This is a genomic window from Roseinatronobacter thiooxidans (assembly GCF_001870675.1).
Taxonomy (GTDB): domain Bacteria; phylum Pseudomonadota; class Alphaproteobacteria; order Rhodobacterales; family Rhodobacteraceae; genus Roseinatronobacter; species Roseinatronobacter thiooxidans.
Genome location: NZ_MEHT01000001.1, coordinates 34,990 through 51,478 on the forward strand (window position 1 = coordinate 34,990; position 16,489 = coordinate 51,478).

A 16,489-nucleotide genomic window follows, 5' to 3' on the forward strand; every position below is an offset into this window, starting at 1 on the left:
AGTTTTTACCGCTAGGCCATGTCGATTCATGTCTGCCACCTGACCCTCTCGCATTTCCGCTCGCATCAGCGCACGCGGGTTGACTTGGATGGGCGCCCTGTTGTGTTGTCGGGGCTGAATGGGGCAGGCAAGACGAATATTCTTGAAGCTGTCTCGCTGCTGTCACCGGGGCGCGGTCTGCGTCGCGCCAGCCCCGATGACATTGCGCGACGTCCGCAATCCCTGGGCTGGAAAATCCGCGCAGAAATGGCAACGCCGGGCGGGTCGCGCCAGCTAGAGACTTGGGCAGAACCCGGCAGCCCGCGACAAGTCCGCATAGACGAGAAGACCGCCCCCCAGATCGCCTTGGGCGAACTGGCCGCCATGCTGTGGCTGACACCCGCGATGGACCGTCTCTGGCTGGAAGGCACCGAAGGGCGGCGGCGGTTTCTGGACCGTACTGTTCTTAGCTTTCGCCCCGACCACGCCGCGCAATCGCTGGGCTATGAGAAAGCCATGCGCGAACGCAACCGCCTGTTGCGCGAAGGGGTGACAGATGCGGGCTGGTTCGCGGCACTAGAGGCGCAAATGGCCCAGACCGGCGCGCGGATCAGCGCCAACCGCCACGCCGCTCTTGCCATTCTTGGCCAGCATGCCGATCCGGACAGCCCTTTCCCCGAAGCCGATCTTGCGCTGGACTGCGCCGCCCCCACGCAGGAAGACGCCCTTGCAACCGCGCTGGCCGAAGGGCGCAGGCGCGATATGGCGGCGGGGCGCAGCCTGATTGGCCCGCACCGCGCCGATCTGCGCGCGACATGGGCCGCCAAGGGCATGGACGCCGCGCAATGTTCCACCGGAGAGCAGAAGGCGCTGCTGATCTCGATCATCCTTGCCAATGCCCGCGCGCTGGCCACGGTTCGGGGCAGCGCACCCATTTTGCTGCTGGACGAAGTCGCAGCCCATCTTGACGCGACCCGCCGCGCGGCGCTTTATGATGCGCTCTGCGACCTTGGCGCGCAGGCATTTCTGACCGGCACAGGGGCCGAACTATTTTCCGATCTCGGCCCCCGCGCGCAACATTTCACCGTCTCGGAGCGCGACGGGCGCTCGATTCTTGAGGAGATTGCCCCATGAGCTATCCGCGCCAGCGCATCACCCTCGTCACCCTTGGCGTCGACGACCTCAAGCGCGCGAAAGCGTTCTACAAGGGGCTTGGCTGGGTGCCCGCCGAAGAGGTTGACGGCATGGCCTGTTTCCAACTGCACGGACAGGCGCTGATGCTTTTCGGGCGTGCGGAACTGGCGAAGGATCAGGGCCGCGAAGGTGCGGTGCTTGGAACGGGCGCGGTCACGCTTTGCCAGAATTTCGACAGCCGCGAGGATGTGGACACCGCCTATGCCGAGGCGCTGGCGGCGGGCGCGCAGCCGCTCAAGGCCCCCGAAGCCGTATTCTGGGGCGGCTATTCGGGCTATTTCACCGACCCCGATGGCCATGTCTGGGAATTGGCCCATAACCCGTTCTGGCCGCTATCAGAAGATGGCAGCCTGACCTTGCCCGAGGCCCCATGACCATCTCATTGCTGGAACTTGCCTTTTACGCAGGTGCAATCCTGGTCCTGTTCCTGACGCCTGGGCCGGTCTGGGTGGCGCTGACCGCGCGGGCCATGTCGGGAGGGTTCACCTCTGCCGCGCCGTTGGCCGTGGGGGTTGCCTTGGGCGATATGATGTGGCCGCTGGCCGCGATTTTCGGCCTGACATGGATATTGTCGATCTATGGCGACCTTCTTGAAGCCATGAAATGGGTTGCCGTAGCCATGTTCGTGGTGATGGGCTGGCAGTTGATCCGGCATGCGGCGCGCGACATCTCGGCCGACAGCCGCCTGACCCGCCCCGGCGCGCTTGCCGGATTTGCCGCAGGCGTGACGGTGATATTGGCCAACCCCAAGGCGATTCTGTTCTATATGGGCGTCTTGCCCGGTTTCTTCGATCTGACCCGCGTGACATGGGCCGATATTGCGGCAATAGTCCTCGTCTCGGTAACAATCCCGATGCTGGGGAACCTTGGCATGGCGCTTCTGATCGACCGCGCGCGCGCGCTGTTGCGATCCGGCACGGCCATTGCGCGCACCAACCGCATCGCAGGGGTCTTGATGATCGGGGTGGGCGTGGTGATTGCCGTCACCTGACCCAGCCCCTTATCTGCCGCGCAAAAGCTGCTCCATCTCAATGGGTTGCGGCGTACCAGCAAGACGCGAGCGATAGATCACAAGCGATTCTGCCACACGCATAATGTAATTGCGCGTCTCGGCGAAAGGCACGCTTTCCACCCATGTAACAAAATCGACCGAGACATCGCGCGGGTCGCCAAGGCGCGGAATCCATTGGCGCGGGCGGCCCGGCCCCGCATTATAGCCCGCAGCCACCAGCGCCAGCGAAGGGCCGAATTCGTCGCGCAACTCTGCCAGATAGGCCGCGCCAAGCTGGGCGTTCAGGCTGGGGTTACGCGTCAGGTCACCCGCCTCAAACGGGACATTCAACTTGCGCGCCATCATCTGCCCTGTTCCGGGCAAGACCTGCATCAACCCGCGCGCATCGGCGGGGCTGACAACGGCGGGGTCAAATTCGCTTTCGCGCCGCGCAATGGCCTTGACCAGATCAGTCGGCACAGGCAGCGCCGTTCTGGCCAGTTCCGTCACAGGGAAATAGGCGCGCGGCAAGACAATCTCGTTTTGCACGGCAAGCTTGGCGATGTTCAGCGCGAAATTCGGCTCTCCCAGATCCAGCATCAAATCTGCCAGCGCGCCGATCTCTGCTTCTTCGGTCAATTGCCGCGCAAGAAACAGAATGAAGCGCCGCGCCTCGTGCCATTGATCTGCCTCTCGCAGCAACAAGGCCGCTTGCAACAGGTCAGACTCTGCAAGGGCAGTGTCGCGCCAATTTGGATAGTCCGGCCCGTTTATCAGCGCAGGGTCCAGCGTCATGCCCAGCTTGTCGGCGGCAAGTTGGCCGTAAAAACTGGTCTGATGCTCGGCCCCGAATTCATAGGCGGCGCGTGCGGTAATCTCATCGCCAAGCGCCTCATGGGTGCGGCCCTGCCAATAGCCTGCGCGCCCCAATGTGATCGGGCTGGTGCTGCGCACCTGCAACGCGCGGAAATGCGGCAGCGCATCGGCAGGCCGGCCCAGATGTTCCAGCGCGACAAAACCGGCCAGAAACTCCAGATCGACGAAACTCAACCCATCATCCAACCCGTGCGGCGTGGCCAGATCATAGGCGCGCTGAAACGCACCCTCCGACAGCGCGCTGCGCACCAGAAAAATGCGGCTGCGCCCCCACGATTCGGCAATCCCCAACCCCTCTGCCGCGCGCGACTGCGCCAGAATCAACTCTGCCGCGCCGTCATGATTGCCCGCGCGCATGCGGAACTGAAAGCGGTCATGCATCAGCCCCGGATCACTTTGCAGCGCATCGGGCACCGCCGCGACAAGGGCATCCACCCCTGCCGCGCGTTCTTGCAAGGCGATGCGCGCACGCGCCACGCGCTGTTCGTCCGCGCTGATGCGGTCCAGATGGCGTTGGGCGGCGCTACGCTCTCCGCGCCACAGCAGCATATCGACGCGGGTTGCGTGATAGGGCTGCAAGCCCCCATCGAAACTGCGCAGCAGCCGCAATTCGCTTTCACCGCCCAAAGGCTCTTCGCGCCACAACCGTTGGGCCAGTGCTTCGGCTTCGGCTTCGCGCCCCACATCGCGCAGGGCAAAGACCTTTGCAATCCAGCCCTGTTCCGACACAGGATCGCGCTGTTCAAAAAAGGACAGAATGTCTGATGTGCTTTGGCTGGGCAGCAAGGCCTCTGCCTCTCGGGCGACAGTATTGATCAGCGGCCAATGCGCTTTGTTGTCCAGAAACGCGACATAATCGGAAAAACTTCCATTCCCTGCGCGCAGGGCTTGCCACGCAATGATATCCTGCGCGACAGGGTCTGTCTGCGCCGCGCGTGCGCGTGCGCCCTGCCAATCGCCCGATTGCGCGGCGTCCAATGCGCTGGACAGCAGCCCCGCCGCACGCGGGGGCGGTGCGGTTTCTTGCCCCAATGCGGGCGACAGGCCCCATATTCCGACGAAACACAGGGCCATACCCCAGTGCCATAATGCCAAGGCACTTCTCCGACCCATGATGCGCGCCCCTTTTTCACCTTGAAAAACACTCTCGATAGTTCTAACCGCCTCGGTCAGGGCGGCAAGACACAATTGCGCAATCACATTTGGTCCGCATCTTGCCCCGTACACGCAACCGAGGAGGCGCGCATGCAGATCAGAGGGTCCATTCCAGCACTGGTCACCCCGTTGAAAGATGGCGCGCTTGATATTGACGCGCTGCATGCGCTGGTGACATGGCAGATCGACGAAGGCTCTCATGGGGTGGTGCCGGTTGGCACCACGGGCGAAAGCCCGACGCTGAGCCATGCCGAGCATCTGCTTGTGATTGAAGAAGTCGTGAAAGCCGCCGCCGGTCGTGTTCCGGTCATCGCGGGCGCAGGGTCGAATAACACGCTGGAAGCCATCAGCTTCATGCGCCACGCCGAAAAGGTCGGGGCCGATGCCGCGCTTGTCGTGACGCCCTATTATAACAAACCCACGCAAGCGGGAATGATCGCACATTTCACCGCCCTGCATGAATGTTGCGAGCTGCCGATCATCATCTACAACATCCCCGGTCGGTCGGTCGTCGATATGATGCCAGATACGATGGCGCGATTGGCGGAATTGCCGCGCATCATCGGGGTCAAGGATGCAACTGGCAAGTTGGAGCGCGTTAGCCAGCAACGTCTGGCCTGTGGGCCGGATTTTATCCAGCTTTCGGGCGAGGATGCCACAGCACCCGGTTTCAACGCCCAAGGTGGCGTTGGCTGCATTTCCGTGACCGCGAATGTCGCCCCGCGTCTGTGCGCCGAATTTCAGGAAGCAACCTTGGCAGGCGATTATGCGCGCGCGTTGGAAATTCATGACATACTGATGCCGCTGCATCTGGCCATTTTCGTGGAACCCGGTCTGGTGGCCGCCAAATACGGCCTGTCGCGCCTTGGCAAATGCACTGAAGACGTGCGCCTGCCCCTTCTTGGCCTGACACAAGATGCCCGCGACAAAATGGATGCGGCTATGCGCCATGCAGGCTTGATCAATTAAGCACAGTCACGGGGCGGAGACTGCGCAGGTCAATATCCACCCAAACGGGCCGGTGGGTTATGGGCGTGGCATCCGGCCCATCTAGCAACGTCGCGTCGGGGCTGCCCCGCGCGGGCCAGAACACCCCGCTGGCAAGCACGCGCATATCGGCTGATGGTAAAATATAGCTGACACGCAAATTGCCGGGCGCGTGGGGCCATAAAACCGTATCCTGCGCATCTGGCCCGGTATGCGTGGCGCTGAATTCATTGGCTGCCGCTTGCACTGCCCCTTCGCTTTCGGGACGGGGGTCTTGCAGCAAGGGACTGCTCAGCAGCGCAAGCATGGCACTGTTCAGGCCATCGCCATCAAATGGGTCAAGATTGCTGCCCCCGATCACAACAAACGGCCCCTGTGGTGGCGGCATCGGCAACTGCGCGTGCAGCAAGGCAAGCCAAAACGCCGTCTCGTCATGGTTGCGATACAGGTTGCGCGCGCTTCGCCCGCCGAATACGGGCGGGCCTGCTTGGTACACCAGCAGGTGCAGGCGCTGCCCCTCGCCTATGTGCAAAGGGATGTCCCAATGCCCTGTGCTGGAAAGGCGTTGTCCTGCCAGAACTGCGGGGTCCAGCGCAGGCAAGCGCGCATCTGGCAGGTCGCGCCACAGGAAATGCGAGAAATCGCGCGCGCGATCCGTATCGATCGGGTGGCGGGAAAGCAGCGCAAGCGCGCGCTGACCCGCGAAACTCCCGTAACCCTGCGTGTCGTCAGGCGTGTCGTCGCGGCCATCGCCCGACATGTCATGGCCCGTGCGCAGACCGGCATTCGATGGAAACGCAAAGGCATGGGGCAAATCTGCGCCGCGCGCGGCGATCATGTCCTGAAAAGCACCCAGAGTGACCAGACCATGGTCATAATCCAGCCCCGACAGAACCAGAATATCGGGGGCGAGATGGGCGATGATTTCGGCCTTGCGAGAGGGCAACTCGGCCCCTGCAAGCATGTCGCGCAAGGCGTAGCCCGGGCCGCGCGTGGCCAGATCTATGCGCCAGAATACCAGCCGCAAACTGTCAGAGCGGGCACCCGACAAAGGTGTGTCGGAGGCCGCAACAGGCGAAACCAGAAAAAGGTTCAGGAATAGGCAGATTGCGGTGGCAAGGGCACGGCATCTTGCGCTTCGGCAACCCGCCTGCGCTGCGCCCGAATAAGCTGCGCCACGCGATACATCGCAACGCCGCGCATCACCAATGTAACCGGAATGAACGCCCAGAGCGAGACCCCCCATACCAACGCCAGAGGCGTTTCCAATGTCACCGGCTGCACCAGAAATGTGGACAGATGCAGCAACGCTGGCAAAGAGAATGGCATGATAATCCCTAATACGACGTTAATTTGTGCGTCGCGTTCCAGCCGTTGAACGATATCAACGCCTTTGGTGGGATCAAAATTGGGCAGATTCACCCAGACATTGAAGATTTCGGCGCGGCGCGGCCAATAGCCCAGCATCAGCCCGATCAGAAACACCCCCAGCCCAACCAGCGACAGGGTATAGGCCAGCGCGGCGCTGACCTTGACGATTGCCAAATGCTCGACCGATAGACCCTGCGGCAAAGAGGCTACAAGCAGCGCCACCGGACTGAACGAAAAGCTCAGAATATTGCCAAGCACAATCGCAAGGCTTGTGAAAATCCCCGCTGCCCCTGAATAAAGCGCGATTTCACGCTGCAACGCAGTGACCGACAGCACAACAACAACCAGCAAAAGGAAACGCGCGCGGTTATAAGGCTTTGCGTCCCGAAACTCGATCAACCCGGGATAGGCTGCCGAATATTCTGTCATCACCACGATTGCCGCCAGAATGGCGAGAAACGTGACGCCTTGGGCGACATCTTGTGAAATTTCAGGCAGCAGCAGCGCCGGACACAGGAACACAAACGCAACAAGAAAGCCGCGCAGTAAAAGCTGTGCCACTTGCAACATTGAAATCCGACTGCCTCGCCTCTGGGCCATATTACTGGTTGTTCCAGACTCTATTGTTTGTCCACGCCGCAACCATTGTGGCAGCGACTGCCTTTGTTTTGACACAATGTTGCCCATTTTTACCGATCCTCACAAGATGTATTCAGAGGATCAGCCAAAGCCGTGGCCATTTCGAGAAGAAACTGTCGCGCGTTTGCATCAAATTCATGGAAAAATTACGGCACCCGACTGGGGTGCCGTAAAAATTGGCTTTAATTTACAAGCTCAGACCCAAGGCCGCGCCTGCGCAGCCTGCGCCACGAAAGTATCAATTGCAGATACTTTCTCCAAAGTCAGGCCAATATCATCCAGCCCGTTCAGCAGACAATGCTTCTTGAACGGATCAATCTGGAAGGAAAACACTTGCCCGTCAGAACTGGTCACGGTTTGCGATTCGAGATCGACCGCGATGCGCGCATTCGCGCCCTTGCTTGCATCTTCCATCAACAGATCAACCTGATCTTGCGGCAGCACGATCGGCAGCATGCCGTTCTTGAAACAGTTGTTGAAGAAGATGTCAGCGAAGCTGGTCGAGATAACGACCCGGATGCCGAAATCCGCCAGCGCCCAAGGGGCATGTTCGCGCGATGAGCCGCAGCCGAAATTGTCGCCCGCCACCAGAATTTGCGCGTTGCGATAGGCGGGCTGGTTCAGCACGAATGTCGCAATCTCGTTGCCATCATCGTCAAAGCGCATCTCGTCAAACAGGTTCTTGCCAAGCCCCGAACGCTGGATCGTCTTCAGGAACTGTTTGGGAATGATCATATCCGTGTCGATATTGACCAAGGGCATGGGCGCGGCAACGCCGGTAAGTGTGGTGAATTTATCCATTCTGTCTCTCCTGACCGAAGCACCGGGGCTTTGCCCCGGACCCCAGAGTATTTTAAGCAAGAAAATCAGGCAGTCTGTGCCATCATCTTGCGGATATCTGTCAAGCGGCCGGTGATGGCGGCAGCGGCGGCCATGGCGGGCGACATCAGATGTGTGCGCCCCCCGCGGCCCTGACGCCCTTCGAAATTGCGGTTCGAGGTGGCGGCGCAGCGTTCGCCCGGTGAAAGCTGGTCAGGGTTCATGGCAAGACACATGGAACAGCCCGCAAGCCGCCATTCAAAGCCCGCATCGAGGAAGATTTGCGCAAGCCCTTCTTCTTCGGCCTGTGCGCGCACAAGGCCAGAGCCGGGCACGACCATCGCCCGCAGGCCCGGTTTGATTTTCTGGCCTTTGAGAATGGCGGCGGCGGCGCGCAGGTCTTCGATGCGGCCATTGGTGCAAGAGCCGATGAAGACAGTATCAATCTCGATATCCGTGAGTTTCTGACCCGGCTTCAGGCCCATATATTCCAGCGCGCGGCGCGCGGCATCGACCTTGCCGCCTGCGAAACTGGCGGGGTCGGGCACTTCGCCTGTGATTGGCAGCACATCTTCGGGCGAGGTGCCCCATGTGACAACAGGCGCAATCTCTTCGCCCTTAAGCGTGATGACCTTGTCCCAATGTGCATCCGCGTCGGATTTCAGGGTCTTCCACCATGCCAGCGCCGCATCCCATTGCGCGCCTTTGGGGGCATGGGGGCGACCTTTGACATATGCGAAGGTCTTTTCATCGGGCGCGATAAGGCCTGCGCGCGCGCCCCCTTCAATAGCCATGTTGCACACGGTCATGCGCCCTTCCATCGACAATTCCTCGATGGCTTGGCCGCAATATTCGATCACATAGCCCGTGCCGCCGGCAGTGCCGGTGGCGCCAATGACAGACAGGGTAATGTCCTTGGCCGTGACGCCCGGGCGCAGCGAGCCTGTGATCTCGACCTTCATGTTCTTGGATTTTTGCTGGATCAAAGTCTGCGTGGCCAGAACATGCTCGACCTCGGAAGTGCCGATCCCATGGGCCAGCGCGCCGAATGCCCCATGGGTGGCGGTGTGGCTGTCGCCGCAGACCACGGTCATGCCGGGCAAGGTCCAGCCCTGTTCGGGGCCGACGATATGCACGATCCCTTGGCGGATGTCGTTGACGGGGTAGTAATTCACGCCGAATTCACGCGCGTTGCGATCCAGCGCATCAACCTGAATGCGCGATTCTTCATTCTCGATGCCGTTTTCGCGGTCGGGCGTGGTGGGCACGTTGTGATCTGGCACCGCGATTGTCTTTTCGGGGGCACGCACCGTGCGCCCGGACATGCGCAGCCCTTCAAAGGCTTGCGGGCTGGTCACTTCGTGAACAAGGTGGCGGTCGATATACAGAAGGCAGGTGCCGTCTTTATCTTCATGGACAACATGAGCGTCCCAGATTTTATCATACAGGGTCTTGGGCATGGCGATCTCTCTCGGATGGGAAGGTGCTTTGCAGACTGAACGACCGGCCCTTGGGCCGGAATCCGGGATCAGTATAGGCGTGCGAGCACGGACCTTGCGTCACGTTCAAAGCGCTGCGGCAGGCGCGCGTGGTCTGACATGTCAAAAAAACGTTTCATGGGCTGGTAAATACGCCCGAATCAGCGTTATGGCAACGGTAGAAGACTAGACTGCTCAAGAAGCGTTATTTTTGGCTTCACCATACTGCGAAGTCATGCACGCGATCATTGAGAAATCACCCCACCAATGTTATACTGACATTGTCAACACGCTTTACAGGAGGACAGGTCTCTGTCTTACACTGACACGACCGCCATTGCGGCCCACCCAGCCACCGCGCGCGCGGTCCCCATCAGCAGTGATGCAATACTGGAGCTGGTTTTAACTTCGCTTGACGACGACAAGGCCGAAGACATTCTGACGATCGACCTGAAGGGGAAAACCGCCATGGCGGACCATATGGTCATTTGTACAGGGCGTTCGACCCGACAGGTTGCCGCGATTGCACAGAAACTTCTTGACCGCCTGAAAGAAACCTTCCGCCTGTCGGCGCGGTGCGAGGGCAAGGAAGTCGGCGATTGGGTGCTGATCGATGCGGGCGATGTTGTCGTCCATGTCTTCCGTCCTGAAGTGCGCGAATTCTACCAGCTTGAAAAGATGTGGCAGGATACAGGCACCACGCCTGTCGCCTGATGCGGCTGCATATCTGCGCGATCGGGCGCATTCGCAAAGGGCCAGAGCGCGCCCTGATCGACGACTACATCCTGCGGTTTGACCGGACAGGGCGGGCATTGTCGCTTGGCCCCTGTCTGGAACATGAGGTGGATGACCGCAAGGCCACCACAGCGCGCGAACAGGGGCGGCTGCTGGACCGCGCGCTGCCCGCATCTGCCTGTGTTATCGCCTTGGATGAACGCGGCGAGATGATGGATTCGCGCGATTTCGCGCGGTTTCTGGCAAGCCAGCGTGATTGTGGCACCAGTGATCTGGCATTCGTGATCGGGGGGGCGGACGGGTTGGACCCGCCCTTGCGCGACAGGGCAGACAAGCTGTTATCCTTCGGGCCGATGGTCTGGCCGCATATGCTGGCGCGGGTCATGCTGTGTGAACAGATCTACCGTGCCGCAACAATTCTGGCAGGCAGCCCCTATCACCGCGACTGAGCCTTGCCCAAAGGCGCGGATCAGCTGCGCAACTCCCAGTCATCTGCCGAACGCGCACCGAATGTCTCGACCAGAAAATCGATAAGCGCGCGAACTTTTGGCTGCGTGTAGCGCCCTGCCGGATAGACAGCATACAGGCTTTGCACATCGCGCGGCAAATCGGGGATCACATCTTCAACCAGCCCCGCCTTCATTGCGGGCGCATAGAGGAAGCTTGGCAGATAGGCGATGCCCAAGCCGTTAATGGCCGCTGTCAGCAGCGATTGCCCGTCATTAACCGAGAACCAGGACGCAGACCGCACTTGCCGCTGTTCGCCTGACGGGGCCGAGATGCGCCAGACCGAGCTGGCCGCATTGTGCGAATAATACAGCAGGCGGTGGTCATTGAGGTCGTCAATTCGCGTGGGGCGACCATGTTTTTCCAGATAGGCGGGCGATGCGATCAGCCGTTGCGTGGCTTCGCAAATCTTGCGGGCGCGCAGGCTGCTGTCATCCATCTCGCCCATGCGAATCGCCAGATCGAACCCTTCCGAGATCAGTTCGACATAGCGGTTCTTCAGCACCATGTTGACCGAAACATCGGGGTAGCAGTTTAGGAAATCGCCCAGCACGGGTGACAGATGCGTTGCGCCGAAATCGGTTGGCACAGCGATTCGCAAAATGCCCGAAGGTGCCGATTGCATAGAGGTGACCAGATTATCCGCCTCGCCCGCGTCATTGAGCACGCGGCGCGCGCGGTCGTAATAGGCAAGGCCGATATCCGTGGGGCTGACGCGGCGTGTCGTGCGGTTCAGCAACCGCGCGCCCAAGCGGGTTTCCAAAGACGAGACATGCTTGGACACAGCCGATTTGGAAATTCCCATCTTGCGCGCCGCATCGGTGAACCCGCCTTGGTCCACAACAGTGGCAAACGCTTCCATTTCGGTCAATCTATCCATGATTACGCCCTACAAAATCAAATCATCTGATCACACACTCCACCACAAATTGGGCAAGAATGCGGTCGCGGCGGGTCAGCACTGCGACAATCTTTGCCTTTTCGACAAAATATACGGGTCTTTGGCGACAAAGCCGGACCGTGCGCGGGTTACAGGCCGAAGCTGGAAAAAGGGATATAGCGCACCATCACACCGGGGCCGATCTGTGCTGCGCAATCGGGCAATTCGACCAGCCCTTCTGCCCAACTTAACCCGCTGATCCGCCCAGACCCTTCAGAGGCAAAGACTTCTGCGCGCCCCTGTGCATCCAGTCGCGCGCGCAGGTATTCCCGCCGCCCCGGTTTCTTGGATTTGGTAAACGCGGCTTCCACCATGAACCCTTGCGGCGCTTGCCAGCCACAGCCCGCCATCAGCGACAGGGCCGGACGGCCAAAAACCAGCGTGCAGACAAAGGCCGCAACCGGATTGCCGGGCAGGCCCAGGACAGGCACGCCCCCCCACAGCGCCAAGGCCAGCGGACGCCCCGGTTTCAGGGCAATGCGCCAGCTGCTAAGGTTGCCCGTCTCGCGCAGCAGGCGCGAGACATGATCCTCATCCCCCGCCGAGGCACCGCCCGAGGTCAGAATCACATCGCACTCTCGCGCGCCCGCGTCCAAGGCAGCGGAAATGCGCGACGGGTCATCGGGCATATGCCCCAGATCAACAGGCGCATGGCCCCATTTGCGCGCAATATCTAGTAGCATGGGGCGGTTGGCGTCGAAAATCTGGTGTGGCTGCGCATCTGCACCCGGATCGGCCAGCAATTCGTCACCCGTGGACAGCACCCCCACCCGCAAGCGGCGATGCACTTGCACATGGCCCACGCCCAGCGCCGATGCGAGTGCCAGATCGGCGGGGGTCAGCCTGCGCCCTATGTGCAGGAAGGGTACGCCCGCCAAAACATCTTCGCCCGCCTTGCGCGTGTTGATGCGCGGCTTCACCGGCCCGTCAAAGGCCACGCGCGCCGCGTCACTGGCGCAATCTTCTTCCAGCACAACCGTATCCACCCCTTCGGGCAGAATCGCACCGGTAAGGATGCGCACCGCATATCCGCGCGCCACTGCCCCCGCAAAGGGTTGCCCCGCCGCCGCGCGCCCTGCCACCAGTGGCAATGTATAGGGGCCATCCCCTTGCAAGCTGTCATGCGCAAAGCCGTAACCATCGACCGCGGAATTGGCGGCAGGCGGGTTGGCGCGCCGTGCCACCAGATCTTGCGCCAGAACGCGCCCACCGGCCTGATGCACGGGCACATCTTCCACGCCGGTCAGCGGGTGCAAGACCGCGCGCAACCGGTCAAGTGCAGTGTCCACGGGCACCCAGTCCACCCCCTGCGGCATGGCGAAACAATCGTTGCGCAGCCGTGGCGGGGTCAGGGCTGGCGCATCCAGCGCGGCCAACAAATGCGCGTCATGGCCTGCGCCCAGAATCCAGCCTTCTTCGCGCAAAGTCTCGCGCGCGGCGGGCGCGGCCATAAGCTGCGTCATATCCGCGTGGTGAAAGGCCCGCGCCAGCAAATCCACCTGTGCGGCATCCTTGCAGGCATAGCCTTGCGCCAGCTTCACCGCCGGATCGATCAGCGACAGATAGGTTTCCACCAGCACAATAGGTGCCGCGCCCTGCTGCATCGGCCAGACCGACAGCGCATCGCCGAATTCTTGACGCAATGCGGCCAGATGCGCCTGCCCCAGCAGGCTTTGCGACCCGACAGAGCCGGTGGTGTATAACTTCCACATCGGGTGCGCGCCGGAACACAGCGCTTCCGTCTCGCGCAGCTCTTCCAGCCCGTGGCCTGTGCGCGCGTTGCCCTTGGCAGGCAGGTCGGGCAGATCGCGGCCATTGGGCCTGCCCCAGAACGGCCCGATACCGGGGAAGTGCCGGTTAATCTCGGCTGCAACCTCAAAGCGGTTATTGCCGTTGCGCGCGTCATCGGTGATGCGTGCGGCCAGCCAGTCCCAGACCGCCAGCGCCTCGGCCCGGCCTGTCAGATGTGCGGCAAACCCGCGCGGGAACCCGAAGCCAATGTCAAAGGCCACAAGCATACGCTGTCCTGCGCGCAAGGCAGAGGCAATCTCGATGCGCAACGCCTGCATGCTTGCCGCGCGCGTGGAAATGTTGCGGGGCGGCACTGCCCCTGCCCCCGCGCTGCCGATCCAGATGGAATCCGCGCCCAGTTTCGGCGTTGCATTGGCCGACCAGTCCACCACCAGAACGCGGTCAAATTGGCTCATGCCCGCAGCCCCAGATCGCGCAGGATGAAATCGGCAATGGCGCGGGTGTCATCCAGATGAAACACAGGCTGTTCCAGCCCATCAACCGCCACATCAGACGCAACGGCCCGAATGGTGGCATTCCCGCGCGCCAGCAGGTCGCGGCCTGTCTCAGTGCGGTAGGCTTCAATTTTGGGGTGGTCGGCGCGCTTATACCCTTCGATCAGCACCAGATCGACGGGCGAGAGGCGGGTCACCAACTCTGCCAGCATCGGTTCTGGCTGGTCGCGCAATTCATGCATCACCGCCCAGCGCCGTGGCGAGGAGAGCACCACCTCGCGCGCGCCCGCTATGCGGTGACGGTAGGAATCGCGGCCCGGATGGTCAATTTCCGTATCATGATGGGCGTGCTTGATGGTTGAAACAGTCAACCCACGCGCCACCATTTCAGCCACAAGCCGTTCCATCAACCCCGTCTTGCCGGTGTTTTTCCACCCCGTCACGCCATAGATATTCATGCCTGCCTCACCAACTGCTCGGCACTGGCAATATCCTCGGGGGTGTTGATGTTGAAGAAGGGATCGAAGGGCACGGTTTCAAATTCCGCCGTGCCTGCGCCGTGGGTGTCGGTCCATAAAACCACTTTGCGCAAGCCGCCTGTCAGGGCTGCGCGCAAATCTTCGCGTAGCGCGACAGGCCACAGGCCAAATGTCGGGTGCCGCCACAGCTTGCCCCCCTCACGCGTGGCCGCCAGCGCCAGACCAGAGGGGCCAGCGGCCGCTTGCAGGCGGGCCACCAGATCGCGGGGGAAAAACGGGGTGTCTGCCGCAACGGTGACAATGGCATCGGCCCCCTGCCCTGCCGCCCAGTCCAGCCCCGCCAGCACACCGGCCAAAGGGCCGGGCCAGTCGGGCAGGGAATCAGGCACAACCGGCAGGCCGAAATCATCAAACCGTGCGGGCGCGCCATTGGCGTTCAACGCAATCTGCCCCACTTGCGGGCGAAGCCGGTCAAGAACATGGTCCAGCAAGCACTTGCCTGCCACAACGCGCAAGCCCTTGTCGCCGCCACCCATGCGCGTGGCCTGCCCACCTGCCAGAATAACCCCCAATGGCGCGCTCATCCCTCGGCCCCTTTGCGGCGGCTTTTGCGTGGCTCGTCCGCGACAGCGGCCATATCGGCATCGCGGATCAGCCGGTCTTCGCCCGACAGGCAGATAAACCGCTGCCCCCGCATCCGCCCGATCAGCGTCAGCCCCACTTGGCGCGCAATCTCCACCCCCCAAGCGGTGAAGCCGGATCGAGAGGCCAGCACAGGAATGCCCATTTGCGCGGTCTTGATCACCATCTCGGATGTCAGCCGACCCGTGGTATACAAAATCTTATCCGCGCCGCTGACACCATGCTGGAACATATAGCCAGAAATTTTATCGACAGCATTATGGCGGCCCACATCTTCCATATAGGCCAGCATTGCAGTTTGGTGGCACAGAACCGTGCCATGAATGGCACCTGCCTCCAGATACAACGATGGCAAAGTATTGATCTCTTTCGCCAAAGCATAAAGCCAGCTTGTGCGCACCTCTGCCGGGGGCAGGGTCAGCCCCTCCAACCCCTCCATCATATCACCAAACACAGTGCCCACCGCACAGCCAGAGGTGCGGGTTTTCTTCTTCACCTTCTCTTCATAGCTGGTCTGGCGCGTGGTGCGCACCACCACCACTTCCAGATCGTCGTCATAGTCAACTGCGGTGATCTGGTCATCATCGCGCAACATGCCCTGATTGCGCAAAAAGCCCACCGCCAGATATTCGGGGTAATCGCCAATCGTCATGGCGGTAACAATTTCCTGCGCATTCAGAAATATGGTCAGGGGCCGTTCTTCCACCACGCGGATCTGTTGCAGCTGACCCGTATGGTCATGCCCTTCAACCGCGCGGGTCAGGCGCGGGTTGGATGGGTCGGGAAAATGACGGGGGGGCTGGGACATTGCCATCTGGTCCTGCGGATCGTTTCACACTAGATGGGCATATAACATGTGCAAAAGAAAAGGGCAGGCCCATGTTGGGATATGTCACGGCAGAGGGGCGCGGCGCGGCAGACAAGCTGTTGGCCGAACTGGCGCAAAGCCTGCATGCACGCGGCTGGCCGCTGGCGGGTGTGGTGCAGATTAACCGCGAAACACGCCCCGACAGGTTGTGCGACATGGACCTGCGTGTGTTGGGGCACGAGCATTCCTTGCGCATCAGTCAGGATCTTGGCCCCCATTCCAAAGGCTGCCGGCTGGACCCGCTGGGGCTGGAAAACGCAGTCGGGCTTGTCGATGCTGATCTCGACCGCCGCCCCGCGCTGCTGATCATCAACAAATTCGGCAAATCCGAGGTTGAGGGGCGCGGCTTTCGCCATGTGATCGGCAAGGCACTGACCGAAGGGATTCCGGTGCTTACAGCGGTGAACCGGCACAATCTGGACGGGTTTCTGGCCTATAGCGCCGATATGGCGCAGCCGATCGCGCCTGACCATGCCGCCCTGCTGGCATGGTGCGAGCAAACCTGCGCCGCGCGTCTGGCCTGACCTTCGCCCAAAATCCTGTAAGGCGGGCGCGCAGAATTTTCTGCGCGCCGCACCTGTGC

17 protein-coding genes are annotated in these 16,489 nt (G+C 61.2%); 7 read left to right on the forward strand and 10 right to left on the reverse strand.

Annotated features, from left to right (window positions below):
* Positions 1-18: 18 nt before the first annotated feature.
* Genes recF through BG455_RS00155 form a run of 3 tightly spaced genes read left to right on the forward strand, consistent with a single transcriptional unit; the run spans position 19 to position 2,164 of the window.
* Positions 19-1,113 (forward strand): DNA replication/repair protein RecF, encoded by a 1,095-nt coding sequence (recF, locus tag BG455_RS00145; protein ID WP_071467928.1) that lies wholly within the window; start codon positions 19-21, stop codon positions 1,111-1,113.
* Positions 1,110-1,547: a VOC family protein gene (locus BG455_RS00150; protein ID WP_071467929.1), complete on the forward strand. Its 438-nt coding sequence runs from the start codon at positions 1,110-1,112 to the stop codon at positions 1,545-1,547. The genes recF and BG455_RS00150 overlap by 4 nt, the downstream gene beginning before the upstream one ends.
* The gene (locus BG455_RS00155) at positions 1,544-2,164 is read left to right on the forward strand and encodes a LysE family translocator (RefSeq protein ID WP_071467930.1); all 621 of its coding nucleotides are present in this window, start codon (positions 1,544-1,546) and stop codon (positions 2,162-2,164) included. The genes BG455_RS00150 and BG455_RS00155 overlap by 4 nt, the downstream gene beginning before the upstream one ends.
* A 9-nt stretch (positions 2,165-2,173) precedes the next feature.
* On the opposite strand, the gene BG455_RS00160 is transcribed toward BG455_RS00155, so the two are convergent.
* A complete protein-coding gene (locus BG455_RS00160) occupies positions 2,174-4,153 on the reverse strand; it encodes a lytic transglycosylase domain-containing protein (protein ID WP_170124766.1) in 1,980 nt (659 codons plus the stop codon).
* 132 nt (positions 4,154-4,285) lie between these two features.
* Between BG455_RS00160 and dapA the strand changes: the two genes are divergently transcribed.
* The gene (dapA, locus tag BG455_RS00165) at positions 4,286-5,164 is read left to right on the forward strand and encodes a 4-hydroxy-tetrahydrodipicolinate synthase (RefSeq protein ID WP_071467931.1); all 879 of its coding nucleotides are present in this window, start codon (positions 4,286-4,288) and stop codon (positions 5,162-5,164) included.
* Here dapA and BG455_RS00170 read toward each other — a convergent pair.
* The 4 genes from BG455_RS00170 to leuC form a co-directional block, all read right to left on the reverse strand.
* Positions 5,157-6,233, reverse strand: a complete 1,077-nt coding sequence (locus BG455_RS00170) for an endonuclease/exonuclease/phosphatase family protein (RefSeq protein WP_071467932.1) — start codon at positions 6,231-6,233, stop codon at positions 5,157-5,159. The two genes, dapA and BG455_RS00170, sit on opposite strands and share 8 nt — an antisense overlap.
* Positions 6,234-6,274: 41 nt before the next feature.
* Positions 6,275-7,123: a hypothetical protein gene (locus tag BG455_RS00175; RefSeq protein WP_071467933.1), complete on the reverse strand. Its 849-nt coding sequence runs from the start codon at positions 7,121-7,123 to the stop codon at positions 6,275-6,277.
* Between the two features lie 264 nt (positions 7,124-7,387).
* Positions 7,388-7,993, reverse strand: a complete 606-nt coding sequence (gene leuD, locus BG455_RS00180) for a 3-isopropylmalate dehydratase small subunit (RefSeq protein WP_071467934.1) — start codon at positions 7,991-7,993, stop codon at positions 7,388-7,390.
* Between the two features lie 65 nt (positions 7,994-8,058).
* Positions 8,059-9,477, reverse strand: coding sequence for a 3-isopropylmalate dehydratase large subunit (leuC, locus tag BG455_RS00185; RefSeq protein ID WP_111361324.1), 1,419 nt, complete (start codon positions 9,475-9,477; stop codon positions 8,059-8,061).
* Between the two features lie 348 nt (positions 9,478-9,825).
* Here leuC and rsfS point away from each other — a divergent pair, with 348 nt between their 5' ends.
* Positions 9,826-10,203 carry a ribosome silencing factor gene (gene rsfS / locus BG455_RS00190; protein ID WP_084386047.1) on the forward strand — a complete coding sequence of 126 codons (378 nt, stop codon included), beginning with the start codon at positions 9,826-9,828 and terminating at the stop codon, positions 10,201-10,203.
* Positions 10,203-10,673 carry a 23S rRNA (pseudouridine(1915)-N(3))-methyltransferase RlmH gene (gene rlmH, locus BG455_RS00195; protein ID WP_071467937.1) on the forward strand — a complete coding sequence of 157 codons (471 nt, stop codon included), beginning with the start codon at positions 10,203-10,205 and terminating at the stop codon, positions 10,671-10,673. The genes rsfS and rlmH overlap by 1 nt, the downstream gene beginning before the upstream one ends.
* A 20-nt stretch (positions 10,674-10,693) precedes the next feature.
* Here rlmH and BG455_RS00200 read toward each other — a convergent pair whose 3' ends face one another.
* From BG455_RS00200 to BG455_RS00220, 5 genes are all read right to left on the reverse strand, one after another.
* On the reverse strand, positions 10,694-11,611 hold the full coding sequence (locus tag BG455_RS00200; protein ID WP_071467938.1) for a LysR family transcriptional regulator: 918 nt from the start codon (positions 11,609-11,611) through the stop codon (positions 10,694-10,696).
* A 149-nt stretch (positions 11,612-11,760) separates the two neighbouring features.
* On the reverse strand, positions 11,761-13,878 hold the full coding sequence (locus BG455_RS00205) for a molybdopterin-binding protein (RefSeq protein WP_071467939.1): 2,118 nt from the start codon (positions 13,876-13,878) through the stop codon (positions 11,761-11,763).
* Positions 13,875-14,375, reverse strand: coding sequence for a molybdopterin-guanine dinucleotide biosynthesis protein B (gene mobB, locus BG455_RS00210; protein WP_071467940.1), 501 nt, complete (start codon positions 14,373-14,375; stop codon positions 13,875-13,877). Before mobB ends, BG455_RS00205 begins: the two co-directional genes overlap by 4 nt.
* The gene (gene mobA / locus BG455_RS00215) at positions 14,372-14,980 is read right to left on the reverse strand and encodes a molybdenum cofactor guanylyltransferase MobA (RefSeq protein WP_071467941.1); all 609 of its coding nucleotides are present in this window, start codon (positions 14,978-14,980) and stop codon (positions 14,372-14,374) included. The genes mobB and mobA overlap by 4 nt, the downstream gene beginning before the upstream one ends.
* Positions 14,977-15,846, reverse strand: coding sequence for a formate dehydrogenase accessory sulfurtransferase FdhD (locus BG455_RS00220; RefSeq protein ID WP_177190856.1), 870 nt, complete (start codon positions 15,844-15,846; stop codon positions 14,977-14,979). Before BG455_RS00220 ends, mobA begins: the two co-directional genes overlap by 4 nt.
* Positions 15,847-15,917: 71 nt before the next feature.
* Here BG455_RS00220 and BG455_RS00225 point away from each other — a divergent pair, with 71 nt between their 5' ends.
* A complete protein-coding gene (locus tag BG455_RS00225; protein WP_071467943.1) occupies positions 15,918-16,430 on the forward strand; it encodes a DUF2478 domain-containing protein in 513 nt (170 codons plus the stop codon).
* The last annotated feature ends 59 nt before the right edge of the window (positions 16,431-16,489 follow it).

Excerpts from the sequence above, each read along its gene's own strand:
- recF (WP_071467928.1), top strand. The coding sequence starts at position 19 with ATGTCGATTCATGTCTGCCACCTGACCCTCTCGCATTTCCGCTCGCAT.
- BG455_RS00155 (WP_071467930.1), top strand. The coding sequence starts at position 1,544 with ATGACCATCTCATTGCTGGAACTTGCCTTTTACGCAGGTGCAATCCTG.
- BG455_RS00220 (WP_177190856.1), bottom strand. The coding sequence starts at position 15,846 with ATGTCCCAGCCCCCCCGTCATTTTCCCGACCCATCCAACCCGCGCCTG.
- dapA (WP_071467931.1), top strand. The coding sequence starts at position 4,286 with ATGCAGATCAGAGGGTCCATTCCAGCACTGGTCACCCCGTTGAAAGAT.
- BG455_RS00160 (WP_170124766.1), bottom strand. The coding sequence starts at position 4,153 with ATGGGTCGGAGAAGTGCCTTGGCATTATGGCACTGGGGTATGGCCCTG.
- mobB (WP_071467940.1), bottom strand. The coding sequence starts at position 14,375 with ATGAATATCTATGGCGTGACGGGGTGGAAAAACACCGGCAAGACGGGG.
- BG455_RS00150 (WP_071467929.1), top strand. The coding sequence starts at position 1,110 with ATGAGCTATCCGCGCCAGCGCATCACCCTCGTCACCCTTGGCGTCGAC.
- BG455_RS00175 (WP_071467933.1), bottom strand. The coding sequence starts at position 7,123 with ATGTTGCAAGTGGCACAGCTTTTACTGCGCGGCTTTCTTGTTGCGTTT.
- BG455_RS00200 (WP_071467938.1), bottom strand. The coding sequence starts at position 11,611 with ATGGATAGATTGACCGAAATGGAAGCGTTTGCCACTGTTGTGGACCAA.
- BG455_RS00205 (WP_071467939.1), bottom strand. The coding sequence starts at position 13,878 with ATGAGCCAATTTGACCGCGTTCTGGTGGTGGACTGGTCGGCCAATGCA.
- mobA (WP_071467941.1), bottom strand. The coding sequence starts at position 14,980 with ATGAGCGCGCCATTGGGGGTTATTCTGGCAGGTGGGCAGGCCACGCGC.
- rlmH (WP_071467937.1), top strand. The coding sequence starts at position 10,203 with ATGCGGCTGCATATCTGCGCGATCGGGCGCATTCGCAAAGGGCCAGAG.
- BG455_RS00225 (WP_071467943.1), top strand. The coding sequence starts at position 15,918 with ATGTTGGGATATGTCACGGCAGAGGGGCGCGGCGCGGCAGACAAGCTG.
- leuD (WP_071467934.1), bottom strand. The coding sequence starts at position 7,993 with ATGGATAAATTCACCACACTTACCGGCGTTGCCGCGCCCATGCCCTTG.